Genomic DNA, 25,641 nt, shown 5'->3' on the forward strand with positions numbered 1-25,641 from the left:
GCACTAACTTGCGCTACTCTAGCTCCAACAGCAATGGCTGCTGAAGAAGTGAACGTCTACTCTTACCGTCAACCTTTCCTAGTTGAACCTATGTTCAATGAGTTCACTAAAGAAACTGGCATCAAAGTAAACGTAAAATTTGCTAAAAAAGGCTTAGCAGAAAAGCTAGCTCAAGAAGGTGAGTACAGCCCTGCTGACGTTATTCTTACGACAGACATCAGCCGTCTAGCTGAACTGACAAACAAAGGTTTAGTTCAGAAAGTCGATAGCAAAATCATTGAAGAAAACGTACCTGCTCAATACCAAGATAAAGAGAATGAGTGGTTTGCTCTAACTCTACGTTCTCGTAGCGTTTATTCATCACGTGATCGCGTAGGTAAACTAGGCGCAGATTTCAACTACGCAGACTTAGCTAAGCCAGAGTTCAAAGGTAAAATTTGTACTCGTAGCGGTAAGCACCCGTACAACGTTTCTCTAGTTTCAGCAATGATTGCTCACAATGGCGAAGCAGAAACCAAAGAGTGGTTGGAAGGCGTGAAAGCAAACCTTGCTCGCAAACCACAAGGCAACGACCGTGCACAAGTTAAAGCGATCAAAGAAGGCCTATGTGATGTTTCTCTAGGTAACAGCTACTACCTAGGTAAAATGGTTAACGACAAAGAGCAAAAAGCTTGGGCTGATGCAGTTTACATCAACTTCCCTAACCAAGAGACTACAGGCACTCACGTGAATATCTCTGGTATGGCGATGGCGAAGTACTCTCCAAACAAAGACAATGCTGTGAAGCTAATGGAATTCCTAACGGGTGACAAAGCGCAGCAAATGTACGCAGAAGTTAACTATGAGTACCCAGTTAAAGAAGGCGTGAAGCGTTCTGAGCTTGTGGAATCTTGGGGTGACTTTAAAGCAGACAAGCTTTCTCTAGACGATATTGCAGCCAACCACGAAGCGGCAATTAAGCTATTAGACGAAGTGAAATTTGACCTTTAATTCCTTGTGGGGGTATAACAGTACCCCCATTTGATTAAAGGATATGAGATGTATTTGCAACAGCATTTGTATTTCATACAGCCTTGCAGTAATTAGGCGATGAAAGATAAACACTCTTTATGGAAAACCAGTAGTGGGGTAATAACTCTGCTACTGGTTTTGCCGATCTTAGCGATCTTCTACACCGCGATTGGTGAAACGGATGATTTGTTTGCTCATTTAATGGCAACGGTCATGCCGACTTATATTTTTAACACGGTTGCGCTAACTGTTGGCGTAATGGTGCTGTCCTTAATTCTTGGTATTCCAAGCGCTTGGATAATGGCCATGTGTAAACTGCCGACCGAAAAATGGTTGCAGTGGGCATTGGTACTACCTCTTGCAATGCCAGGTTATATCATTGGTTATATTTTTACTGATTGGTTTGATTTTGCAGGCCCGATTCAGATCTTTTTGCGTGATGTAACCGGATGGGGACCTGGCGAGTATTGGTTCCCTGACATTCGTACGTTGCCTGGTGCGACCTTTGTGTTGGCTTTGGTGTTGTATCCTTACGTGTATTTATTGTGCCGGGCTGCGTTTATGGAGCAAAATGTCTCTTTATTGCAAAGCGCGCGTTTGCTCAAGTGCTCTCCATGGGAAAGTTTTTGGCGCATCTCGATGCCGTTAGTAAGACCCTCTATCGCAGTGGGTTTATCATTGGTCGCAATGGAGACCATTGGTGACTTTGGTACGGTAAGTTACTTCGCGGTGAATACGTTAACCACAGCGGTCTACGATACTTGGTTGGGGTACTCTAATCTTAATGCGGCAGCCAAGATTTCTGCCATGATGCTCGTCATTGTAGTACTGCTTCTTAGTGCCGAACGATACAGCCGCCGTAAACAAAAGCTTTTTCAAAGCCAATTTAACAGTCACGAAGATTTTCGTTACGAGTTGACGGGCTGGAAAAAGTGGACCGCACTAGTTTGGTGCTGGGGCTTGGTTTCGGTCGCGTTTATTTTGCCGCTACTACAGCTGATTGATTATGCGATCACTTATTTTGCGCAGAGTTGGACCTCAGAGTTTCGTGAATACGCATGGAATAGCTTAGTTGTGTCTGTTATTGCTGCGATTATTGGTGTTGCTGTCGCACTGATCGTTAACTTTACCCATCGAGTCAGTGGTAAACGAGAAAGCTTGGCATTTATGCGTCTTTCTTCTATGGGCTATGCAGTACCAGGAACGGTACTAGCCATCGGTGTGATGGTCGCTGTGCTGTTTATGGATCATCGTGTCAACGATGTTGCTAAAGCCATGGAGTGGGGAAGGCCGGGACTTATCTTTTCTGGTTCCATGTTCGCACTAGTATTTGCCATGGTTGTGCGCTTTTCCGCGGTAGCGATTGGTAGTATCGAAAGTAATTTAAATAAAATTTCTCCGTCGTTAGATATGGCATCGCGCACTATGGGTTGTAAGCCCAATGCCATGCTGTGGCGCGTGCACTTTCCGCTGGTTAAGCGCGGTGCACTGATTGCGGCTTTATTAGTGTTTATCGAGTCGATGAAAGAGCTTAATGCGGCTTTGTTACTTCGTCCGTTTAACTTTGAAACACTAGCCACATACGTTTATAACTTCGCCTCGGATGAGCATTTAGAATTGGCCGCTTTGCCAGCGGTTCTGTTGGTTCTTGTTGGGTTGATCCCGCTTGTTGTTGTTAACCGTTCACTGGAGCAAAATCACTGATGAGCTGTGCATTATCAATTAAAAACCTAACGTGCCAATATGACGATCAAACCGTACTCGAATCATTGTCTCTTGAGGTAGAACAAGGGCAGATTGTCTGTTTGCTAGGAGCAAGTGGTTGTGGGAAAACAACACTATTAAAGGCCGTTGCGGGATTATTGCCGTTAACCTCAGGCGAAATGAGTCTAAATTGCGTCACAATTGATGATGGGGAAAACTGGTTGCCGCCAGAACAGCGTAATATAGGGATGATTTTCCAAGATTACGCACTTTTTCCTCACTTGACGGTGGAGCAAAACATTGCCTTTGGCTTAAAGCAGTGCTCGACAAAAGAGAAAAATGCCAAAGTTCAAGAAATGTTAGAACTCGTGCATCTTCAAGGTTATGGCGATCGTTATCCTCACCAATTGTCTGGCGGTCAGCAGCAGCGTGTTGCGATTGCTCGCTCATTAGCTTACAGCCCAGACTTACTGTTACTGGATGAACCGTTTTCTAATATTGATACGCAAGTTCGCCATGAGTTGATAAGTGAGATCCGTAAGATTTTTAAGGCGCAAGGCGTGACTGCCATTTTTGTTACGCATAGCCGTGAAGAGGCTTTTGCTTTCGCCGATAAAATGGCAGTGATGAACAATGGAGTCATCGAGCAATATGGCACAGCATCTGAGCTTTACTACCAGCCTTCAAGTAAGTTTGTCGCTGATTTCTTAGGTGGTGGCAGTTACCTTGCTGCTAAACGGGTTTCGAATTCAGAATATGAAACCCACTTGGGCGTGGTTGAAGCCACGGCTCAACAAGATATTCCAGTACAGGCGGAGTGCTCTTTACTGCTAAGACCGCAGCATGTGCAAATTCAATCCGATGAAGATAGTTCGGTAACCGTATTGGAACAGCATTTTATGGGTGATCACTGCCGTTATGTGATTAACGCGAATGGTGACCGTTTGTTAGCTACAGCTTCGCAAGCATTAAATATAGGTGAGTCCGTCGCGGTGAAAATTGAAACGCAAGGCGTCCTGGCATTTGCTTAACGCTCCTGAGTATCTTTGCTATCTCGTTTACGACTTTCCAACATACAATAAAAAAGCCCGGCAGTGGGGCCGGGCAAGTGCTCTTCTCCTGTTGATGAGCGCCTTTTCAGACAGTGTTGACTCTCATCATAGTGCTCGAAGCGGGCACAAGGTTCAGTTATAAAGACAAGAAGTCTTTAAACTGTTGAAGAACACGTTCCGCAGTGTCCTTATCTTGCATCTCTGCAAAAATTCGTAGCAGTGGCTCAGTGCCAGAGAAGCGAGCGATGATCCAACCGCCGTTTTTGAAGTAGACTTTCGCACCATCTTCATAGCTGACTTTTTCGATTTCAAACTCAAACTCAGGCAACTGTTTTTCAACATAAATTTTGTTGAACAGAATGTCCTTTTGCGCTGGTTTGAACTTACAATCGCCTTCTGCCATGTAGGCATAGCCGTACTTGCTGTAGATTTCATCCAGCAACTCAGACAGCTTCTTGCCGGTTACTGAAATCATTTCTACCAATAGACTTGATGCGAATACGCCGTCTTTACCTTTGATGTGGCCGCGAATGGTTAGGCCGCCAGAGCTTTCCCCGCCAATCAGTGAGTCATCCGCTTCCATTTTGGAACTGATGTGCTTAAAGCCTACAGGAACCTCAAAGCATTTTTCGCCATGATCTTCGGCGACTTTATCGAGAAGGTGTGTGGTTGCGATGTTACGTACCACGGAGCCTTTCCAGCCTTTGTATTCAAGTAGGTAGTAGTAAAGCAGCAGTAGCACTTCATTTGGATGAATGAAGTTACCTTTTTCGTCGATAATGCCAAGACGGTCCGCATCGCCATCAGTACCGATGCCAATATCGTAACCTTGCTCTTTTACTAGGTGCATCAAACGGTAGAGTGTTGCAGCGCTTGGCGAAGGCATTAACCCACCGAAGTCTGGGTTTTTGCCATCGTTAATCACATCAACGTCACAGCGGCCGTTGATTAATACGGTTTGCAGTGCGTTTTTCGCGACACCAAACATTGGGTCGATCAAAACACGTAGATTCGCCTTCTTGATCGCTTCGATGTCGATAAAGTCGATGATTGAGTCAACGAATTCGTTCATCGGGTTGATGATTTCAATCAGCTTATCTTCAACCGCTTGTTCAAAGTCGACGCTTTTTACATCTTGCACAGTGAGCGCGTCTATTTGTGATTCGATTTTTTGGGTGATGATTTCATCTGCGTCACGACCGCCTTCAATGAAGACTTTAATGCCGTTGTAATCGGCAGGGTTGTGTGATGCGGTAATACATGCCGAGTATGCGCAGCCCATTTCTTTCGCTTTAAACATTACGATAGGTGTTGGGACAAATTTGTCGATAAAGCTAACCACAATGCCGTTTGCTGCTAGAACTTCAGCGAACCAACGACCTGCTTTATCGGAAAGAAAACGACGGTCATAGCCAATCACAAAACCGCGATCAGCAACCGATTCGTTATTCGTGATGTTTGCAACTGCTTGAGCGACCAAACGTACATTATCTTTGGTGAACTCCTCACCGATAAATGCACGCCAACCGCCTGTACCAAATTTGATCATGATTCGATCCTCGATAAGAGCGGCATCCCACCGCCTCTTAAATCTTTGCTAGCGAACCGATGCACTTCTCAAACTCAAGTGCATCGGATAAATCAAAAGGGGAAAAGCTCTCCCCCAAAAGATGATTAACCTAGAGTAACGATAACTTCGTTTACTGAACCTTCCGCTTGAACTGGTACAGAGGCACCATTCACTGCTTCACCGTTCACAGTAATCGACTTAACGCCTTTGCTTACTGAGTCTGGGTTAACGACTTTGATGTTGTACGTTGCACCTAGCCATTGACGAGTCACTTCGAAACCAGGCCAGTTCGTTGGGATACATGGATCGATAGTTAGGCCATCGAAGCCTGTACGCACACCAAGGATAAAGTTGGTAACAGCGAAGTAAGCCCAGCCTGACGTACCTGTTAACCATGGGTGGTTTGCACGACCGTGGTCTTGGTGGTCACGACCCATGATGAACTGTACGTATGAGTATGGTTCTGCAATACGTTTTTCGATGATGTCGTTCTGGTTGTATGGGTTTAGCGCATCGTAGAACTTCATTGCACGATCACCACGACCCAGTTTCGCTTCAGCTACCCAAGCCCATGGGTTTGGATGCGAGAATATCGCACCGTTCTCTTTTACGCCTTGGTAAACACGAGTTACGAAGCCGATATCATCATTCGGTGTTGCAAAAGATGGTGAGTTTAGGTGAAGGCCGTATTCAGAGAACAGGTTCTCATCGACAGCGTCCATCGCTTTTTCGCCGCGCTCTTGAGATACCGCACCAGAAAGTACCGCAAGTGTGTTTGACTCTAGGTGTACTCGGCCTTCCGCTTGTTGCGCAGTACCGATCTTGTCGCCATTTTTCGTCAGACCACGGATGTACCAACCGCCTTCGTCATCCCAAAGGTGTGTTTCACACGCTTCACGAACGTTTGCTGCCATCACCGTGTATTTCTCAACGTCAGCTTCTTTACCTAGGTATTTCGCTAGGTCGATGAACTCTTGCAGTGCCCAGAAATGTAGGAACGATACCATTGAAGATTCGCCGCCACCTAGGTTCAGACAGTCATTCCAGTCGGCACGCAGGCCTTTACAGATACCGGTTTGACCGACGTATTCAGCCGAGAAGTCTAGCGCGGCTTTCATGTGGTCATAAACGGTTGCATCGCCACCGTCAGCGTAAGGGATCACTTCGTCAAAGAAGCTGTGCTCACCGGTTTCCATCACGTACTTACAGATGGTTGGAACTAGCCATAGGTGATCATCAGAACAAGTGTCTTCGATGCCGTGAATTTTGTCTTCATCAGAAGGTGTTGGAACTACGGTTGGAGATTTAGATGGTTTAACATCAGCTTTTTCTGGATCAAACCAATCTGGATCGAATAGGTGTAGACCGTAGCCCGCTTTTACTTGGCCGCGCAGTAGGTCAACGATACGTTTGCGCGTCATTGCTGGGTTAGCGTGAGGAACTGAGATTGCATCTTGCGCTGTATCGCGGTAACCAAGACCAGTACGGCCTCCCACCTCGATGAATGAAGCAAAGCGAGACCACACCACACAAGTTTCCGCTTGGTATAACGTCCAAGCGTTGATCATGGTATCTAGACCTTCGTTTGGTGATTTCACTTGGAACTTGCCACAGCGCTCATCCCAGTGTGTTTTGATAACCGCAAATGCGTTGTCGACTTCTGCAAGGTCTTGGTACTTAGCACGTAGACGCTCACCGTTGCCTTTACCAATACCTAGAATGTAAGCAAAGCGAACTTCTTCACCCGGCTGAATAGTAAATTGCTTATGCAAAGAGCCACAGTGGTTGTAACAAGTTTGCGCTGTATTGAAACACTTACCTTGTTCTACCGCTAACGGGTTTGCTTCGTCACGGTATAGGCCTAGGAAGCTATCACGTTGGCCGTCGTATGAATCAGGGTCAAATGTTGAAGCTAGGTAGTAGAAGCCTTCGAAATCGTTGGTGTTGTAGTACAGGTCGTACTCAATCACGCCTTCGTTGTATGACGTACCTGCAGAATACAGAGACATCTGATGGTTCTGGTTATCAGATTGAATGTGGCTGAATGAGAACTCAACAAATGAGAATGCACTGATCGTACGTGGTTTGTCTGAGGTGTTTTTAATCACTACATCCCAGATTTCAGCGTCTTCGCCTTTTGGCACGAACAGAGTTTTTGTTGCGGTAATACCGCTGTATTCACATTTGAACTTAGAGTAAGACAAGCCGTGACGAACTTCGTAGTTTGCTTCGTCTAGGCTCTTCGCAACTGGTTGCCAAGAGATTGACCAGTAATCACCTGTCTCATCATCACGCAAGTAAACGTAGTGTCCTGGGCGATCGAATGTCGCATTTGGACGGAATTTAGTAACACGGTTGTATTCTGGAGAGTTGTAGAACGAGTAGCCACCCGCGTTGTGCGAGATAACCGTACAGAACTTCTCAGTACCTAGGTAGTTGGTCCATGGTGCTGGTACGTCAGGGCGAGTGATGACGTATTCGCGATTCTCGTTATCGAAATAGCCGTATTTCATTTGTGTCTTTCCTTTTTACGAAGCTGCATCAGCAGCCAAAATTTAAAAACTCTTCAAGCGTGATGTTTCGACATCAGTTTTGTATTACTTCCACGGTTTACGGTAATTCACTCCCTGCAAATCAAGCAGAGGTAGATGGCCTTTCAAGCGTGATAAATAGTCGGTCCAATCTCGGTGTTGTTTGTCTGTCCAACATGCTTCTGCCATTGCAGTTAAACGAGGGAAGATCATGTAGTCCATGCGAGGTTGGTTATTGATAATTTCGCACCATAATGCTGTTTGAATGCCCCAAATGCGCTTACGTATTGGGTCGTCAGCAGGCACTTCAGCGAGCGGCTCGTAGTTGTAAGCTTTTTCTAGTGGCAGTGGGTTTGCCCAGTCCACGCCCGGTTCTTCAGGTGCGTAGTCTTGGGTCATATCTAGGTAAGTGGTTTGTGCTGGTTGCAGCACCACATCAAAGCCTTGGCGAGCACAGTTCAATGCCGCTTCTTCGCTTAGCCATGAGTAGATCACCGTATCTTTACTGACTTTGTCGCCGTGTTGAGCTTCTTCCCAGCCCAGCATGCGTTTGCCCAATTTACGGAGTTTGTCTTCGGCATAACGCAAGAAGTGTCCTTGCAAATCTTTGTAGTCGCTGTAACCCAGTTGTTCCATTAGTGCTTGGCATGCTGGGCTTTTTGACCATACGCCGTTAGGTACTTCGTCGGCACCAATATGAACGTAAGGCGCAGGAAAAAGCGCAGAGACTTCTTCTAGCACTTTGTCGATAAATTCATAGCTCCCCGGCAGAGCTGGGTTAATGACGTTGTCGTTGTAATGCTGAATACTGCGGTATTCGGTGGTATCTTCCGCTTCTACCAATAGGTGTGGTAACGACTTGATGGCGGCTCGGCAATGACCAGGTACATCAATTTCAGGAATGATGGTGATGCCGCGTTGCGATGCAAATTCGATAACGTCTTTGATGTCTTCTTGTGTGTAGAAGCCGCCGTAACGTTCATCAAAGTGCGTGTACTGTGGTTCATTGATCTCATCCAATCCGCGCCAAGCACCAATATCGGTCAGTTGAGGCAGTGATTTGATTTCAATTCGCCAACCCTCATCGTCGGTGAGATGCCAATGGAACGTATTGAACTTGTAATGAGCCAGTTGGTTGATCAAGCGTTTGACTTGCTCAACGGAGTGAAAATGACGAGCACAATCCAGCATCATACCGCGGTAACGAAAACGTGGCCTGTCCTTGAGTGAACAGCAAACTACTTCCATTGAGTTAGGTTGATCGCCAACTTCGATTAGTTGTAATAACGTTGCACAAGCATGGATAAAACCAGACGAAGATCCTGCTTCAATTTTGATTGACTCTTCGGCTACTTTCAGTTTGTAAGCGCCTTCATCCAAGGTTGGGTTGCCTTTGAAGATGATCTGACTGCCATTGTCTGATGTGAACTCAAATTGGTGAATGCGCTTAAGCTCTTCAAGTAGCCATTCTTTAGCTGAATTGGCCAGGCTTGAATAAACCGCGACGCCAGCATGATGATCAAAGCTAAAATAGTGATCGCTGACCTCAATATGGTTTGGTTTTGGCAGCAAGGGTTGTGCATGGGTTAAACTTGCAGGAATCTCACTGCGTTCACGGTATGGTGAAGCTAATACGATAGGCGTGACATCCACTTGTGCGCGCTGTGGGTTTCCATCAACGACAAAGTTGATCATCGCTTCGTTAAAGCCATCCGAGTAATAACGGAATGGGTTCGAACCAATACTGAATTCACAGTAATAGTGATGGTTGGCAGCCAGTACCAGCCCTTCTGGCTTAAGTGTGCAAAAACTACCAATTTGAGTCAGTTGACCATTTGAAACGCTGTCTGGAAGAATGTAACGATCGAAAGCGAAAGTTAAGCTCCAGCTGTTTAGGTCTTGGTCGCTCAAGTTATGAAAGGTGAGGCCAAAGCGGCAGTTTTGTTTCTGCTCAGAAAGGACTACGAGATCAACACGATATTCCATATCTACTCCTACGCCGCACTGAGCGAGTAAAGGTTATGTTCTGGTTTGCCAGCAAACATAATTGCGCCTTCAATCGCGTCAAACTGTGGCTCAACAATCCATTGCTGAACTGGTGGTGAAAGCCAACGTACAATGCGTTCAGCTATGCTGCCCATTAAACAAATACGTGTTGCGCCGCGCTTGTTTAATGCCACGAGAAACATTTCTATATCCGCTGCGGTTTGCTTCAGCATTTCAATGGCCAGTGCATCGCCTTGTTCCGCATGTTGGAAAATAGCCGGAGAAAACTGCCCATAATCACGAGGAAGCGCCTGTTTTGACCACGCCACCACGTTGTCGACCTCATTTCCGAAATGCGTCATAACGTGTTGTGCTAGGGGCGTTTTTTCTCTGATGCCATCTTCAGCTAACAAAACTTGCTGAACTAGGCGTAGCCCCATCACTGCGCCGCCACCTTGATCCGAAATAGGGAACTCACGACCACCGACAACGTGTTGCTCCAATCCTTTAAGGTAGATGCCACAAGAACCGGTTCCCGCAATCATGATTGCGCCATCTTCGCCATTGTGCGCACCAACGCACGCACCGTAAGCATCGGTATTCAGAGTTATACTGGCAAATGGATGAGGACGAGACATGAAGGCTTGCCAAGATGCTTTGTGCTCTGCGCCAGCAAGGGCTAAGCCGACGTGCATCGACGCGAAATCTTGTTGTGTTAGACCGCCTTGCTCGGTAGCCGAAGTGATGGATTCAAGAATCGAAGCCATTGCTATTTCAGCACCTAGCATGATGTTGGCACTGCCGCTTTTGGCCTCGCCAAGAAAATTACCTTGTGAATCTTTAATCCTGGCTCGACATGACGTGCCGCCACCATCGATACCGACAAAATACATTCCCATGATTATTCTTCCTTCATATTTTTAGAGGTCGCCAACTGAGAAACATGCTGAGCTTGACTGATTATCGCGAGTAAGTACCAAGCGCCATGCGGGATCCATTGTTCGCCCCAGCGCCAGTTTTGTAACACGTCTTCTTTTTGTGCTGGTGGGTTAAATGCAATGTCTTCCTCGTCTTCAAAGCCGCCAGTGATTCCGTTACACACGCCACCTTTTGCGTTGAAGAAACCATATTGAGGGAGGTAATCAGGGTTGTTACGACCATGGCCATCTAGCATGCACATGTCGTATGGGTTTAAGCCTACAACCCAGTTCAATGCATCTTGAGCAAACACAGAAAGTTGTTGCTGTACTTCTTGCGACGCTATATGCGGTTGAGCAAGGTACGCCATGGTCGCGAGTGAGCCAAGTCGAGCATTCTCGCCTTGCCACCAATAGCCGGATTCATTGTTGTGTGCGACAAAAAATGCCTCGCGTTTTGACTCATTTACGCCTTTAACATATTGGCGAGGGTAACCGAATGGGTTGATCACTTTATTCGATATTGTGATCTCAAACTCACACGCTAGGTTGACGATACGTTTTACTGATTCCGCTCGTGCTGAGTCGTCTTCAATAGATAGATATTCGCATAGGGCAATAACTGGTAGACCAGCTTCGGCTGCGTGAAAGTATGGACGGCTGCCGTCTTGGTTTGCTGACCAAAAGTGTTGAATCTGCTCGTCGCTCATTTGGCGTGCAACTAAACGTTGCGCCCACAAACGGCTCTCTTCCAAGTAGCGAGTTTCTTTGGTTGCTTTAAACAGTTCTACACAAGCCAGTAGCGCACAGTATTCGTCGATAATGTTTTCTTCCCCATCATTGAGGTACTGCGTATTGTGCTCTTTTAAGTGCCAGTAACCATTTTCGGCAGCGTTGCGGTATTTTTGTTGATCGTATTCACCGTGAACACTTAAACGCGACGCTGCCGCTAGCGCTGCAATGGCGACACCGCCACCTTGTCGAAAGCCTGCTTGATAGTCGTCAAATTTGTGACCAAGTTGAGTTTCGTACGCGCAAATCTCGCGTTGCGCAGTATCTTTGCTCCACTTGTCAAAGACCGTCATGTAGAAAAAGCCTTTTTCGTTTTGCATACGCACAAGAAAGTCTGCACCGAACAGGGCTTCTTCAATCAGACGTGTACGTGTGAAAGCTGCAATGTCTTCGCTTCCTTCAAGCAACGAAACCCCTTTTAGGATGTTCCAAACCACCATTGGGGTTTGTTGAGGATTCAAATAATTCGCGTATGAAAGGTGACTTAAATACTTGCTAACGTCTCCTGATGCGTCGTACCAGCCGCCGTGTACATCAACCTTTTTATTGGAGTTTAGTACTGGAAGTTGTCGATCTTGTTGATCGAAGATCCCGCCGCAACGTTGCGATTTGAAGTAGTGGATCACATCTGACAAAGTTTGATCCAACAGAATGTGTTCGCCAACGATGAAAGAGGAAGAGCGCGTATCTTCTACTTGCAAGAAATAGTCACCTGACGTTGTGAAAGAGGAAAAGTCGATGAGGTAGAAATAGCCCTGATGCCAGTTCGCCACTTTACCTTGTTCTTCAACCGCAAAAGTTGCCACGGTTTGCTCGCTAGTGGCACAAATCAATTGAGCAGTGTAAGAAGACAAGTGTGGTTGTTCGGTCTGGATAATGGCTTTCTTTGGGCCCAGACGTTCATAACCAATGTGGTTAGTCAGTAGCAGCATTCAATGTCTCCGGGAAACGATAAAAACAGGAATGGGTCAGGCTGAACCTGACCCTCGTTATGATTAATCTTCAAATAAGTAACAGCGGACAAAGTGGTTGTCGGACAGTTGAGTGACGCCTGGTAGTCGTTCACGACATTTGTCGGTAGCGTGTACACAACGTCCAGCAAATGGACAGCCGACAGATTCTGGTGTCCAAAGTGGGATTTCCCCTTTGTTGCCTTTCAGTTTCTCGTGAATAGACTTCGATGGATCTGGAACCGCAGATACCAACAGTTGCGTATATGGGTGTTGAGGGTCGTGAATGATTTCTTCAGTATCGCCCCATTCAACCATGTGACCTACGTACATGACCGCAAGATCTTCAGCAATGTAACGCGCTGTTGCGATGTCGTGAGTGATGTAGAGCAGAGACATTTGTTTCTCGAACTTCATCTCTTCCATCAAGTTCAAAACGCCAGCGCGGATCGATACATCGAGCATGGATGTTGGCTCATCCGCCAAGACTACTTCAGCTCCAACCGCAATGTTACGAGCCAGGTTGACACGCTGACGCTGACCGCCAGATAGCTGGTGCGGGAACTTTTGCGCCGTTTCTTTTGGGGGAATAAGACCAACTTGTTCAAGTAGGTCGTACACACGCTCTTCCAGTTCTTTCTTGTTGCTAGGTGAGACCTTTTTGTGGATTAGCAGTGGTCGAGCAATATGGTGGAAGATATTGTGCGTTGGGTTTAGCGAGCCAAACGGGTCTTGCCACACCATTTGTACACCTTCACGGTAGGTCATTAAATCGTGACGAGAGGTGATGTCTTGGATATCACGACCTTTGTACTCAATGATGCCATCGGTTGGTGCGTACATTTTTGCAATCATTTTTGCAGTAGTAGACTTACCTGAACCAGATTCACCTACCACTGACAAGCCGCGGCTCTTGTACATTTTGAAAGAGACGTCGTTGATTGCGCGCATCTTAGATTGTTTGATTGAGTTACTGTTTAAAGGGAAGTCCTTAACGACATTTTTACCCTCAATCAGCAGTTCGCCGAATTGTTTGCTCATAATTCTCTCCAGTGTAATTTTTGTTCTTAGCTAGCGTTTTTTTGTTGTTAAACCTTAGCTTGAGCAATGGTGTCGCCGTACAAATGGCAATTTGAGAGGCGACCTGGTTCAATTTGACGTAATTGGGTTGGTACACGTGTACATGCTTCATGTACGCGATCGCAACGAGCTTGGAAGCGGCAGCCCCGTGGTACTTCTAGCAAGTTCAACGGGTTACCTGGAATACCAGTCAATTTGGTCTTTGGTCCAGTTAGTGGAGGGAAAGAGCTACCCAAACCTTTGGTGTAAGGGTGGTAAGGACTTTCCAGAATTTGCTTAGAAGGCGCGACTTCAATCAACTCACCTGAGTACATGATGCCGATACGATCCGAGAACTCGACCATCAATGACAAGTCATGTGTGATGAACAGAATTGAGAAACCAAACTCTTCTTTAAGCGCGTAAATTTTTTGTAGAATTTCACGTTGAACCACTACATCCAATGCGGTAGTCGGTTCGTCCATGATGATCATTTTTGGGTTCAGAGCCAAAGCGATTGCGATTACTAGACGTTGACGCATACCACCAGAGAACTGGTGCGGGTAATCACTCAATCGGCTAGGGTGGATATCAACGATTTCCAGCAGACCTTCAGCGCGTGTTTTTGCTTGAGCGCGAGTCATATTGGTATGACGCATGATGACGTCACAGAACTGCTCTTCCATGGTTAGAACAGGGTTCAAAGCGTTCATCGCACTCTGGAATACCATCGACATTTCACTCCAGCGGAACGCTTGCATGCGATCATCGCTGTACTGAAGGATATCTTCACCGTTGAAGATCACCTCACCACCTGTGATAAACGCTGGCGGCTTATGAAGGCGCATTAGTGAGAAGGCAACAGTGGATTTGCCACAGCCAGATTCACCAGCCAGACCGAATACTTCACCTGGTGCAATGTCGAAGCTCACGTTGTTACAGGCGCGGACATCGCCCGCGTCTGTGATGTAGTCTACGCATAGGTTACGGATGGAAATTAGTGGTGCAGTCATGATTATTTATCTCCGCTCCATAGTGCATTTTGTGGTGCCAGTTCAGGCTCACGTTCTTTCTTGTCTTTTGCTGCTAGTTTTTTCCAGCGTTTCATGCCTTTGTGAGAACGAAGTTGAGGGTTCGCAATTTCGTCAACGGCAAAGTTCAACAGAGCAAGACCAGTAACCAGTAGTGTTAGGGCAATACAAGGTGCTAGTACTTCCCACCATGCGCCAATCAGCATGGCTGATGAGGTTTGCACGTTGTAAAGCATGATGCCCCAACTGATCGTGTTGGCATCACCCAAACCTAGGAACGAAATGACCGCTTCAGTGTTGATCGCCAGCATTACTGAGCCAATGAAGCTCGCACCGACAATCGGGATAAGGTTTGGTAAAATCTCAACGAAGATGATACGGAATGAAGACTCTCCCAATACTTCGGCAGCTTTAACGAACTCTTTCTCGCGTAGTGCCATAGTTTGAGAGCGGACAACACGTGCACCCCATGCCCAAGAAGTACCAGCGATAATCAAGGCAATGGTGAGTGGGCCTGCTTCACCGATAAAGGCCGCCAGCACGAATAGCAATGGATACTGCGGAATTACTAACATGATGTTCATTGCGGCACTCAATATGTCATCCACTTTACCGCCGAAGTAACCTGCCGATATACCAATGACTGTTGCTAAGAAGCACACGATGATGCCAGCGCCAAAGCCTACACCCAGTGATACTCGTGCACCGTAAGCCACTTGCGACCAGATATCGCGACCCATTCGGCTAGTACCTAATACGTGGTCGGCCTTTTTAGACATAATCAGCGTACGACGATCGTCTGCCAGGTTTTTAGCGACCCAACCATCAGGATTGTTTTGTGCCTGTTTTACAACAAAGCTTGGGTATTCGTGTGGGTTACCGGTTCGCTTGTCTGGCGCATGCTTTGTAAGTAAAGGAGCGGCAATCGCAACGAACACGAACAGCGTAACAATGCCAAGACCAATGCGAGCAAATGCGTTACCTAAAATAAGTTTGAATAGTTCTTTCATGATTATTTGCCTCCCGTACGTAGGCGAGGGTCTAGAATCATGTACAGCATGTCAGCCATTAAGTTGAAGCACAGCATGAACATCGTCATGATAATTAACTGACCTTGAAGTACTTGGTAGTCACGAGCGTGAATTGCGTTCAATAGAACAGTACCTAGGCCTGGGTAGTTGAAAATCATCTCGATGATTAATTGACCTCCAATGGCCATACCTAAAGACATAGACAGTGCGGTAACACTTGGAAGTAGTGCGTTACGTGCGGCGTAATTAAAGACGACGCGGTTTTCACTCAGCCCTTTACCTTTAGCCATCGTGATATAGTCTTCGGCGAGAAGGTTGATCATGTTGTTACGCATGTTAACTAAGAAGCCACCAATTTGAACGATGGTTGCACAGAATAGAGGTAGTACAGCGTGGTAACCCACGTTCTTGATGAACTCCCAGCTTGTCCAATCAGGAATAGTACCTGGCGTGTAAGCATAGCCAGATGGGAACCATTTCAGGCCAATCGCAAAGGTAAACAGCGCTAACATTGCGATAACCATTTGTGGAATAGCTTGAATGATCAATGTGCCAGGCGTTACGAATGCATCGTACTTACTACCGCGCTTCCAGGCGGCAAAAATACCAAGGACAGAAGCGATGGAGAAAGAAAGTACAACCGCAGTACCAGCTAGAAATAGTGACCAGCCAAATGCACTACCTAGTAAAGAATTAACTGAAAGTGGGTAGAACTGGATTGAGGTGCCCAATTCCCAACTTAGAATGTTTTTAATGTACGAGAAGTACTGAATGTAAATTGGCCCATCAACGAAACCGAGCAGTTCTTTCATTGCTGCGATTCGTTCTGGAGTCACCTGTACTGAAGCATTAGCAAACATCATGGTAACTGGGTCACCAGGCATTGCTCGCGGAATAATAAAGTTTAACGTCGCTGCAACTAAGAGCGCGACAAGATAGAACGACAAACGTCTTAAAAAATAACCCATAACTCACACCTTACTCACCCAGATTTTTTCCCTGTTTCTGGTTTCAGGTCGCTCCTAGCGAAATTTAGAGCGAAAAATCCCCTGACGACGAGCGCCACATATTGGTTTCGTTAACAAGGGATTTTTATAGGCGGCACACGGGATGTATGCCGCTTGAAATGAACTTCTACTTATTTAACTGGTTTTAGGTCCAGTACGTGAAGTAGACGCTCTGGGATACCTGCCCAAATGTTTGGACGGCCCTTAGGGTTTTCTTCGTTCCACCAACCAGTGAAGCGAGTTGTGTTGTATTGGTACATGTACGCGCCAGATAGCACAGGAATAGTTACTTGGTCCTGAGCAATGATCTTCTGAATGCCATGAGCGATCTCTAGTTGTTCTTGCTTATCTGCTGTCTTGTAGAAGCTGTTAAGAAGACCGTCTAGCTTATCGTTCTTGTAGAAGTGCATTGCAAAGCGAGGCATGCCGTCACCAGCTTGTAGCTTCGAGTTGTAGCCACTATCCCAGTACAAGTGTGGATCTGCACCGTGGAAGTAGTTGGTGTAAGCAACGTCGTAAGTACCTTCTAGCATAGCTTGGTTGTATACCGAGAAGTCCGGTGTACGAGCACGAGCTTTAATGCCCACTTCTGCTAGTTGCTCAACGGCTAGTTGTACCGTGTTGTTGAAGTCAGTCCAACCGTTTGGTGATTGAATTAGAAGCTCGAAAGACTTGCCAGATGGTGTATCCACAAAGCCATCTTTGTTTACATCTTTGAAGCCAGCTTTAGCTAGAAGCTTTTTCGCACCTTCCGCGTTGTATGTGTTGTAGCCTTTGTACTTGTTGTGCGTCTCTTCATCAGACCAAGCTTCGAATGCGTAGCCAAGGCCAGATGCGAAGTCGTTCACTGTACCGCCGCCGTAGAAAGCGATATCAATGATAGTTTGACGGTCTAGCGCCATAGAGAACGCACGACGGAAGTCAACGTTAGTTAGTGCTTCGTTTTTCGCAGCGTCTGGGTTTTTGAAGTTCACTACAAATGCTTGAGTACCCGCTGGTGGGTACCAGTAGTGGTGATTCGGACTTGCTGCAGCGTACGTACGGTCGATGTCTGGTACGAATGAAGACGTCCAGTCCATTTCGCCGTTAACGATTTTGCCCAAGAATTGGTCGTTGTTCGCGATTTGTGGCACACGCAGACAATCTACATCTAGGTTGTCAGCATCCCAATAATTCGGGTTCTCACACTGGATATATAGCTGCGGTGTGAAAGTGTCGATTTCAGTAAATGGACCACTGCCTACTGGATTTTCGTTTGTGAATGTTGCTGGATCTTTTACTTTGCTCCATACGTGCTTAGGTACGACTGGTACTTTCGCAATTTCGTAAGGAACGTTTGAGTTTGCTTCGCTTAGACGGAATTTAACTTGGTAGTCGTTAACTTTTTCTACGCCAGTCACCCAAGAGTTGATACCAGATTGGTCTAGCTCTGGCTTCTCTTTAACTAGGTTGAAAGAATAAACAACATCATCAGCGGTAAACGCTTTGCCATCAGACCATTTTACGCCCTTACGGATATCGAAGGTTACGCTCATCAGGTCATCAGCCATGGTAAAGTTTTCTGCTAGACGAAATACAGGCGTGTTACCGTGCATTTCGTTAAAAACAACGAGCGGCTCGTAAATAAAGTCGGTTGTTGTGTGCAGGTTAGTTGCACCCAAGAAAGGGTTAAAGTTACGAACGAAAGTTGTAAACTCTTTAGGGTGGATAGTCAGTTCACTGCGTTCAGCCGCAGTAGCTACCGATGCAAAACCTGTAGTAGCCGTTGCAATAATTGCTGTTGCTAGTGCTGTTTTTTTAATATTGGCAAGCATAGCTGTTCCTTACTATTTGCTTTCATTTCACTAAATGGAATTGAATGTCATCAATTGATAAACACTCTCTAAGACCTACCTCTTGTACATGCCTTACTCATTACAACATTGAGTTTCGCCAAGAGTGGCCTGTAGGCCTTAGGTAGGAGTAAGAAAACACCTTATCCATAAAATAATCAAACTTGATTCCCGTTAAAAACGTTAAAATCTCTGAGCTCTCCGTTATAAACGTTATTTTGGCTAATTTTAACCAGCATTGGGCCAAAAAATAAACGTTGATATGCGTCGCAGTTTATATCCTTGTTAATAATAAGTGTTGGTGATTACTAACCTGCTGGTCCTTTTTAAATATACGTTTCCTGCTTGTTTTCTAGGTTCGGAGATCTCGCTCACATGCAGAAATGGTGTTAATTAATCAGCTAAAAATTAATCTGCCGTTCTGTTGTGATTAAGTTCGCAATCTCTATCAATAGTTCGTCAAAATCCGCTTGTTATCTGAAAAATGGCCTTTTTTATCGACAGTTTTCTTCCGTTTGTTGTCCTTTTTTTATTATATGAATGAAGTTTTTTCGGTTGCTCGAACTTACCTAGTTAAGACAAGTTAAATGGATAAGGTCGTACGTTTTGAAGACCAACAATAGATAGCGTTGTCTAACCGAATGTTCGTTATTGGAAATATGGTAATGGGGTAGGAAGAGGCGGTCTCTTTTATCTCTAGGAAGGGAATACTCGAATAACAAAAAAGCCCAGCATGCACGCTGGGCTAGTTTTTTTGATAAATATTAGCTGGTCAATAGTCGCTGTAGTTTATCTCGTTGTGCTTCTATGTATGCTCTCTCGGGGCTCTGTTCTTTGCAGTGTTCGAGAATGAACTCTATCGAGCTTAGCACCGTTCTCCAACGTGGTGTTTTGGGTAATGTTTCTATACGCATGTATTTATCTAAGGTGCGTGTTTGTAAAGTACTTCGGTCTAGATAAACGCGCCACAAGCCACTTTGCTCTGCAAATGCGAATTTACTTTCACCCGTTACAGATTCCCAATACTCTAAAGCATGTGTCATTGCGTCGACTAGAACTTCCCGCATAAGTTCTTGCTTGTCCTTTTTATTACCGAGTGCTTTGTCTGCAAGGCGCGTAAATTCTCCGCCAAGCTCTTTTAGCTTTTGCAATTGGTCTTTGTCACCATCAAATGCATAACTTGAAAGCACTTCTACGGCGGTTTCTAGATTATGTATGCGAGCGGCACTGGCTCCACCGCCGACATTAAAGATGTACATGATATCTAACCCTGAACCTTCAGGGAGCTTAAGAATGTCTGCTTCGATGTTCTGACGAATATCTTCAATATAGATATCAATCTTGCCACAGTAATGAGGTTGTTTGACGGTTAGATATTTAGGGGCAATCAGCTCATCAGCAGATGAGCGCTTTAGCTGTTCTAAGCTGCGCTTGAATAGCTTACAAGCAGCTTCGTTAGCAAAGCGAATACGCTTGTCTTCACGTAGACAGATGATAGCTTCAGGAGCCGATTCTAGCTGTTCCAACAAACGACCTTGAGTCTCAAGTAAGCTTGCTTCAACGACTGCTCGCTGTCTAAGTTCAGACTCTAGCACTTTGTTTTCCATATGGCGCATTTCTGCTTTACTTGCCGTTAAATGCGCTTGGATACGTGCCGCCAACTCTTGTTTATTAAATGGTTTCGATAAATAGTCGTTGGCTCCTGCTTCAAAACCTCTTACACGATCTTCTGTTTGACTGAGTGCGGTGAGCATAATGATTGGCAACTCGGCATGATCATAGGTTTCACGTAGTTCACTACAAACTTGGTAGCCGCTCATGCCTGGCATCATGATATCCAATAACAGAAGTTCCGGCTTCTCTTGCTCGACGAGCGCTAACGTTTCTGGCCCATCGGAGACGGTACGCACACGATAGCCCTCTAAACGTAAAAAGCTTTCAAGCACGCGTAAGTTTACTGGTTCATCGTCAGCAACATACAGTAACGGGCCGTCTGGGTTCTCTGGAAGTGATAAGTCTTCGCGGTTCTCTACATTAACTTCAGGGATTTGGAAGTGTCCGTGCGCAGCTAGAGTCTGGGTTGCTTGGATTTCTTCTTCACTGGCGAGCGGTAAAGTGAAACTGAAGGTAGTTCCGACCATTGGTTGGCTACTGACGTATAACGAGCCTCCCATTAATTCGATCAATTGACGGCTAATGGAGAGCCCAAGTCCTGCACCTTGACGATAACGGCTCGCGTCTTGCCCTGCTTGGATGAGTGGTTCAAAAATATGTTCAAGTTGTTCTGCGGGAATTCCTTGTCCAGTATCCACAACTTGTACGCGTACATGATCATCTACCACATTAGCGGAGATAACAATTTTACCTTCTGAGGTGTATTTAATCGCATTGCCAATCAGGTTATATAGCACTTGTTCAAGGCGTTGCGGGTCAGCTGACACTGCTTTTAAATCCGCTGGGACTTGGTTGATGATGCGGATGGTTTTACTTCCGAGTAAATGGCTAGAAAGCTCTAAAACCAATCGTGTTGCACTGCCCAAACTCACTGCTGATTTCTGGATATCCATGCTTCCATAACGCATTTTATGATAATCCAACAAGTCATCGACTAGATTAGCGAGACGCTGACCACTTTTAATGATGATATCAAGCTGATATTTCTGGCTAGCGGGGATCGCACCATTGGCGCCGGACGCTAAGGTTTCAGCAATCCCGACCATGCCGTGTAACGGTGTACGAAGTTCATGAGAAGTCGTGGCTAAGAATTCATCTTTTAATTTATCGGCCAATTGCAGTTCTTCATTCTGTTTTTGAATGATCTGTATGTTGCTTTCTAGTTCTTCATTTTGCTTCTTAATGGTTTGAATCTTCTCTCGAATAGAGCGTTGCATTCGTTCAAAGCTTAACGCAAGCCGACCAATTTCATCTTTACGAACCGTATTAAAAGACGTGTCATCAAGATCCCCTGCAGAGACCTTTTCGGCAACCCAAGTCAATTTCAGCAACGGAGAAGTGATAAAGTTTGATAAATAGTGAGAAGCTATCACCACAAGGATAATGGCGATCAACATAGCGATAACGAATAGTTTTTCGAGTTGATGGATACGAGCGAAAGCTTCGTTTTCTGGTAACTGTACGACGAGCGCCCAAATCACACCACGAGTTTCAATCGGTGCATAAGCCGCGATGATTTCTTCACCTAAGCCGTTCGTGTAAGTGCCGACACCAAACGCACCAGAGAGTGCTTTATCGATCACTTCTAAACTGTTCTTAATGTCGTCTTGTTTCGTGTTAATTGTGCGAGGTTGGTGATCATTTCCAACCAGCAGGGTGTTAATGGATGACTCTCGATTAGCGTCTGCGGCTAACTTAGTGATGCCATTATTTGGCAAGCGGAACATGGCATAGCTGTGTAGATAACCTTGCTGAACAATTGGTGCACCTAGCCAAGCGACTGATTTACCCCCTTCCAGCTCGAAGTCAGACACAATCACAGGAGTATAGTCTTCGTTTACTTTTCGACGTTCAGTCACATCATCGGCGAGACGCTTGAAAGTTTTGCCAAGTGCCGAGTCTTTGTAGGGGCCTGATAACAAGTTCGTTCCGTAGTTATCGTCTTTGTTGATCGAGTAGGTGACGTTACCATTGATGTCGACCAGCAAAATGTCATTAAAATCAGAGCGCTTGAGGAGCTCCAAGTAGGCCCAATGATAGCGTTTGTGCAAAAGTCTGTAACGTTCACTTCCTACATAGTTGGATGACTCGGGTAACGTTGAGGTTTTGATTTGGTCTCCGCTGCCCTCGATGTAGCGCTGTTGGGCGTTTTTACGAGACTCTTCAATATCATTGCCTAAACGACTAAAAGCATTGACGAGACCGTAGAATCGGCCACCACTGGCGTAAGCCAACTCTGAGCGCACAAAGCCCATGACTTCGGTTTCTCGTGCCTCAAAGTAGTCGATGATTTGCTGCTGTTTTGTATCTCGAACAGACAGTAAGTGCGAGGTGCTTTGTTCTTGCAGATCTTTACTGTGGGACTGCAAGAAAAAGATCGCAGTAATGGTAAGAGGTGTGATACTGAGCACCAGAAATGCGGTCATCAGTGTACTCTGAAGGCGCTTAAATTTCTGTTTTTTGTAGAATTTAAACATGGATAAGATTACAACTCATAATGGGCAGTTCTAAAACATACTTCGCTGCCGAGGTTCTCGTTAAAAACGGATAAGATGTTCAACTAGATAGAATTAACAAAATTAACGAGTTTTTTTTCTTTGACAAGAAAGTTAGTTGTAAAGCGTGCAGGGTGACGCAGTTTTTCTTATGAGTGTTGAATTTATGAGAAAAAATCGCGCAGGTTTGTGCCCGCGCGGGGGGAAGTTATGATTTTTTCGCGTAGTAGATAGAAAATTTATTGGTCTTATTTAGCGTCTCGCAATTATTAAACGCCCGCTCGATAATTGGTGGGTATTTTAAGAAGCTATTCGCGACAATCACCATTTCGCCGTCTTTGGTTAAATATTGTGGTGCCTGACCCAACAAGGTTTCCGCTGCGTTGTAATTTGTGTCTAGACCACTGTGGAATGGCGGGTTGCTGATAATAAAGCGGTAGTCTTTTGCGGTATCCGAGTATATATCTGATGCAAATACGCGTCCGGATAAACCATTCGCTTCTAATGTGGCTTGGCTAGAAGTGATCGCATAAGCATTAATGTCACACATCTCAATCGCGATTTCTGGATTCGCTTTCGCCATAAACGCACCGAGCACACCTGCACCACAACCAAAGTCTAGCACTTTGCCCGAAAGCTTAGGTAAGGTTTCAAGCAGCAATCGGCTACCTAAGTCGAATTCGCCATGGCTGAATACGCCAGGTAGGCTCTTAACCGCTAGCGACTGCTCACCGAGTGTAACAGTGTAAGACTTAAACCAATCTGTTTGGTTGAAAGGTTTGGGTTCATTGAGGCAATTACCCCAGTAAAATGAGCAGCGACGAGCAGAGTCGTACTTGTTCACAGGGCCGTATTCTTGGAACATCTTCTCGATGCTCTTGATGCCGGAGCGGTTTTCACCAACGATGACGATTTCGGTGTTAATGCCCAGTTTCGCCATCAACATCGCCAGCAAGTATTCTGCTTCGGCTTTTGCTTTTGGCCAGTATAAAAGGACCATGTCTGCTTTTGTTTCAACATCAAACACAGAGCCAAAATGACTTTTCACTTTGTCAGAGGTTTGAATTTGGCGGTAGTAGCTATAGTTGGAAGTAAACACTTCAACAGACTCACAATGAGCTACTAACTCAAGAGGAAATAGGTCTTCAACTTCACCAGCGACTAAAACGTGTTTTCCGTTGAAGTATTCAAGTTGGCGCTGAGCTATTTGGCTAGGAGCGATATAAGCAGACATAAATTTGGTTCATCAGAAATAATTTGGGGCAGATTTTCGCACAATCTGCCCCAAGCTTGAAGTGATTAAGCGGTGACTAGCTGTTGTCTTGTTGGTTAAGGAAGTCTTTGAATTCTTCCTCGTAGATATTAAACAGTACCATGGTCACGGCAAAAATAAGTGGGCCGTAGATAAGACCAATCAAACCAAACAGATGCAGACCACCCAGTAATGAGAAGAAAATCATAAGGGTATTCATGCCGGCGCTGCCTTGCATTAGCAACGGGCGCAATAGGTTATCTATAGAGCCAACGACAACTACACTCCACACCGTCAAAAAGATAGCCCAAGTCATATCGCCTGTTAAGAACAAGTACGCTGCTGCAGGAATCCAGATTAGCGCGGTTCCTACCACTGGAATGAATGATGCAAAGCCCATCATCGTTCCCCAAAATAGCCCAGGGAAGCCGGCGAGCCACATACCGATGCCGCCAGCCAAACCTTGAGCAATCGCCGTCATGAATGAGCCCATTACGGCTGATTTAGAAACTTGCTCTATCTCTGTCAATATTCGGTCTTCTTGGCTACGTGAAAGTGGCAGAATATGACGAATCGCAGAGATAATTTTGTCGTGGTCACGAAGCAGAAAAAACAACACAAACAGCATTAGGAAGAAGTTCATTAGGAAGTTGGTTGCGTCTCCTAAAATCTTTGCGCTAATAGCAACTAAGTTAGAGCCAAACGATGTGGCAAATTGCCCAATTTTCTCAGCGATGGCTTTGGGCTCGATTTTATCAAAAGGTAAGTACTCATTAACAATCGCTAAGCCTTTGATAACGAAAGGATGTTGGAATATATCTTGGATACCACCATTGGTAACCCAATTATATGTATTTTGTGAGAAAACAGAGCCTTGCTGAACAATGGCGGCAAACACAAATAAAAGCGGGATAACAATAATAAACGTCAAGACGACACATGACAGCAGTGCCGCCATATTGGGGTGCTTGGGAATTTTCTGCTCAAACCATTCGTGTATCGGAAACATGAGCAAAGAAATGATAAAAGCCATCACAATGGAATTGATATATGGCTCAACCAATAAGTAGCAAGCAAAAGCAGCGGCGAGTAAAGCAACCATTAGTACTCGGTGACTCGACGTTATTTTTACATTATTTGGCATGGTATTAGTCCAACTTACAGGTGACGTTTACGGTTTATGCCTTCAATGATGGCGTGTAACCTTTATTACTTTGCACTCTTAACTCTTTCAAGCTTATGACAATGCCGAATTAGAGCAGGGCGATGTACCTTGCTATAATGACTACAAATCAGTCGGTTATCAATCAAGAGATGAGCTATGGGTTGTTGCAACGGTGATAAAAAGTGTCAAACCGAGAAAAAAGCTAAGCGAATACCGTGGTTTGGCATTGTCGTTGGGGTATTAGCGATATTGGTTATTTTGAATTGGCAATAAAAAAGGACCGTTACGGTCCTTTTCTAAATGCGTTATCGCCGTTTTTAGCGATTATTTCGCTTCTTCTGCAAGAACAGCAAAACAGCGGTCAGCAGCTTCTAGTGTGGCATCAATCTCTTTTGAACCATGAGCGAGTGAAGTAAAGCTCGCTTCAAACGCAGATGGCGCAAGGTAGACACCGTGTTTTAGCATTAAGTGGAAGAAACGCTTGAAGCGTTCTACATCGCACTTCGTTACGTCTTCGTAGCAAGTTACTTTTTCTTGGTCAGTGAAGAAGAAGCCGAACATACCGCCCACTTGGTTAACAAC

At 45.4% G+C, this 25,641-nt stretch carries 16 protein-coding genes and 1 pseudogene; 3 read left to right on the forward strand and 14 right to left on the reverse strand.

What is annotated here, in order from left to right:
• The 3 genes from R7E00_RS21765 to R7E00_RS21775 form a co-directional block, all read left to right on the forward strand.
• Nucleotides 1-990, forward strand: a 990-nt coding sequence (locus R7E00_RS21765) for a Fe(3+) ABC transporter substrate-binding protein (RefSeq protein WP_318124466.1), incomplete at its 5' end; no start/stop codon positions are given.
• 99 nt (nucleotides 991-1,089) lie between these two features.
• Entirely contained in the window at nucleotides 1,090-2,715 is a 1,626-nt protein-coding gene (locus R7E00_RS21770; protein WP_025768193.1) for an ABC transporter permease, read from the forward strand.
• Nucleotides 2,715-3,746, forward strand: coding sequence for an ABC transporter ATP-binding protein (locus tag R7E00_RS21775; protein WP_005380055.1), 1,032 nt, complete (start codon nucleotides 2,715-2,717; stop codon nucleotides 3,744-3,746). Before R7E00_RS21770 ends, R7E00_RS21775 begins: the two co-directional genes overlap by 1 nt.
• Before the next feature lie 157 nt (nucleotides 3,747-3,903).
• On the opposite strand, the gene R7E00_RS21780 is transcribed toward R7E00_RS21775, so the two are convergent.
• The 14 genes and pseudogenes from R7E00_RS21780 to R7E00_RS21845 all read right to left on the reverse strand — a co-directional run.
• Nucleotides 3,904-5,316, reverse strand: a complete 1,413-nt coding sequence (locus R7E00_RS21780) for a phosphoglucomutase/phosphomannomutase family protein (protein WP_213905829.1) — start codon at nucleotides 5,314-5,316, stop codon at nucleotides 3,904-3,906.
• A 125-nt stretch (nucleotides 5,317-5,441) separates the two neighbouring features.
• On the reverse strand, nucleotides 5,442-7,850 hold the full coding sequence (locus R7E00_RS21785; RefSeq protein WP_213905831.1) for a GH36-type glycosyl hydrolase domain-containing protein: 2,409 nt from the start codon (nucleotides 7,848-7,850) through the stop codon (nucleotides 5,442-5,444).
• A gap of 84 nt (nucleotides 7,851-7,934) precedes the next feature.
• Nucleotides 7,935-9,854 carry a beta-N-acetylhexosaminidase gene (locus tag R7E00_RS21790; RefSeq protein WP_262606242.1) on the reverse strand — a complete coding sequence of 640 codons (1,920 nt, stop codon included), beginning with the start codon at nucleotides 9,852-9,854 and terminating at the stop codon, nucleotides 7,935-7,937.
• An 8-nt stretch (nucleotides 9,855-9,862) separates the two neighbouring features.
• Nucleotides 9,863-10,753: an N-acetylglucosamine kinase gene (locus R7E00_RS21795; protein WP_054579085.1), complete on the reverse strand. Its 891-nt coding sequence runs from the start codon at nucleotides 10,751-10,753 to the stop codon at nucleotides 9,863-9,865.
• Nucleotides 10,754-10,755: 2 nt separating this feature from the next.
• A complete protein-coding gene (locus R7E00_RS21800; protein WP_054579086.1) occupies nucleotides 10,756-12,495 on the reverse strand; it encodes a glycoside hydrolase family 9 protein in 1,740 nt (579 codons plus the stop codon).
• 63 nt (nucleotides 12,496-12,558) lie between these two features.
• Entirely contained in the window at nucleotides 12,559-13,554 is a 996-nt protein-coding gene (locus tag R7E00_RS21805; RefSeq protein ID WP_054579087.1) for an ABC transporter ATP-binding protein, read from the reverse strand.
• A 47-nt stretch (nucleotides 13,555-13,601) separates the two neighbouring features.
• Nucleotides 13,602-14,585, reverse strand: a complete 984-nt coding sequence (locus tag R7E00_RS21810) for an ABC transporter ATP-binding protein (protein ID WP_005380040.1) — start codon at nucleotides 14,583-14,585, stop codon at nucleotides 13,602-13,604.
• Nucleotides 14,586-14,587: 2 nt separating this feature from the next.
• Nucleotides 14,588-15,613 carry an ABC transporter permease gene (locus tag R7E00_RS21815; protein ID WP_054579088.1) on the reverse strand — a complete coding sequence of 342 codons (1,026 nt, stop codon included), beginning with the start codon at nucleotides 15,611-15,613 and terminating at the stop codon, nucleotides 14,588-14,590.
• A 2-nt stretch (nucleotides 15,614-15,615) separates the two neighbouring features.
• Complete coding sequence (locus R7E00_RS21820; RefSeq protein ID WP_005380038.1) at nucleotides 15,616-16,602, reverse strand: ABC transporter permease; 987 nt, start codon at nucleotides 16,600-16,602, stop codon at nucleotides 15,616-15,618.
• Between the two features lie 170 nt (nucleotides 16,603-16,772).
• Nucleotides 16,773-18,455, reverse strand: coding sequence for an ABC transporter substrate-binding protein (locus R7E00_RS21825; protein ID WP_005380037.1), 1,683 nt, complete (start codon nucleotides 18,453-18,455; stop codon nucleotides 16,773-16,775).
• 782 nt (nucleotides 18,456-19,237) lie between these two features.
• Entirely contained in the window at nucleotides 19,238-22,624 is a 3,387-nt protein-coding gene (locus R7E00_RS21830) for a response regulator (RefSeq protein ID WP_054579089.1), read from the reverse strand.
• 226 nt (nucleotides 22,625-22,850) lie between these two features.
• Nucleotides 22,851-23,876 (reverse strand): 16S rRNA (guanine(1207)-N(2))-methyltransferase RsmC, encoded by a 1,026-nt coding sequence (gene rsmC, locus R7E00_RS21835; RefSeq protein WP_017635899.1) that lies wholly within the window; start codon nucleotides 23,874-23,876, stop codon nucleotides 22,851-22,853.
• Between the two features lie 76 nt (nucleotides 23,877-23,952).
• Complete coding sequence (locus tag R7E00_RS21840) at nucleotides 23,953-25,038, reverse strand: AI-2E family transporter (RefSeq protein ID WP_005386541.1); 1,086 nt, start codon at nucleotides 25,036-25,038, stop codon at nucleotides 23,953-23,955.
• Nucleotides 25,039-25,383: 345 nt separating this feature from the next.
• A pseudogene (locus tag R7E00_RS21845) lies at nucleotides 25,384-25,641 on the reverse strand (aspartate aminotransferase family protein); the annotation flags it as partial.

This window comes from Vibrio sp. Vb1755 (assembly GCF_033338635.1).
Classification (GTDB): domain Bacteria; phylum Pseudomonadota; class Gammaproteobacteria; order Enterobacterales; family Vibrionaceae; genus Vibrio; species Vibrio alginolyticus.

Bases quoted from the DNA above. Each gene is read 5' to 3' on its own strand.
- R7E00_RS21770 (WP_025768193.1), top strand. From the start codon at position 1,090: ATGAAAGATAAACACTCTTTATGGAAAACCAGTAGTGGGGTAATAACT.
- R7E00_RS21775 (WP_005380055.1), top strand. From the start codon at position 2,715: ATGAGCTGTGCATTATCAATTAAAAACCTAACGTGCCAATATGACGAT.
- R7E00_RS21780 (WP_213905829.1), bottom strand. From the start codon at position 5,316: ATGATCAAATTTGGTACAGGCGGTTGGCGTGCATTTATCGGTGAGGAG.
- R7E00_RS21785 (WP_213905831.1), bottom strand. From the start codon at position 7,850: ATGAAATACGGCTATTTCGATAACGAGAATCGCGAATACGTCATCACT.
- R7E00_RS21790 (WP_262606242.1), bottom strand. From the start codon at position 9,854: ATGGAATATCGTGTTGATCTCGTAGTCCTTTCTGAGCAGAAACAAAAC.
- R7E00_RS21795 (WP_054579085.1), bottom strand. From the start codon at position 10,753: ATGGGAATGTATTTTGTCGGTATCGATGGTGGCGGCACGTCATGTCGA.
- R7E00_RS21800 (WP_054579086.1), bottom strand. From the start codon at position 12,495: ATGCTGCTACTGACTAACCACATTGGTTATGAACGTCTGGGCCCAAAG.
- R7E00_RS21805 (WP_054579087.1), bottom strand. From the start codon at position 13,554: ATGAGCAAACAATTCGGCGAACTGCTGATTGAGGGTAAAAATGTCGTT.
- R7E00_RS21810 (WP_005380040.1), bottom strand. From the start codon at position 14,585: ATGACTGCACCACTAATTTCCATCCGTAACCTATGCGTAGACTACATC.
- R7E00_RS21815 (WP_054579088.1), bottom strand. From the start codon at position 15,613: ATGAAAGAACTATTCAAACTTATTTTAGGTAACGCATTTGCTCGCATT.
- R7E00_RS21820 (WP_005380038.1), bottom strand. From the start codon at position 16,602: ATGGGTTATTTTTTAAGACGTTTGTCGTTCTATCTTGTCGCGCTCTTA.
- R7E00_RS21825 (WP_005380037.1), bottom strand. From the start codon at position 18,455: ATGCTTGCCAATATTAAAAAAACAGCACTAGCAACAGCAATTATTGCA.
- R7E00_RS21830 (WP_054579089.1), bottom strand. From the start codon at position 22,624: ATGTTTAAATTCTACAAAAAACAGAAATTTAAGCGCCTTCAGAGTACA.
- rsmC (WP_017635899.1), bottom strand. From the start codon at position 23,876: ATGTCTGCTTATATCGCTCCTAGCCAAATAGCTCAGCGCCAACTTGAA.
- R7E00_RS21840 (WP_005386541.1), bottom strand. From the start codon at position 25,038: ATGCCAAATAATGTAAAAATAACGTCGAGTCACCGAGTACTAATGGTT.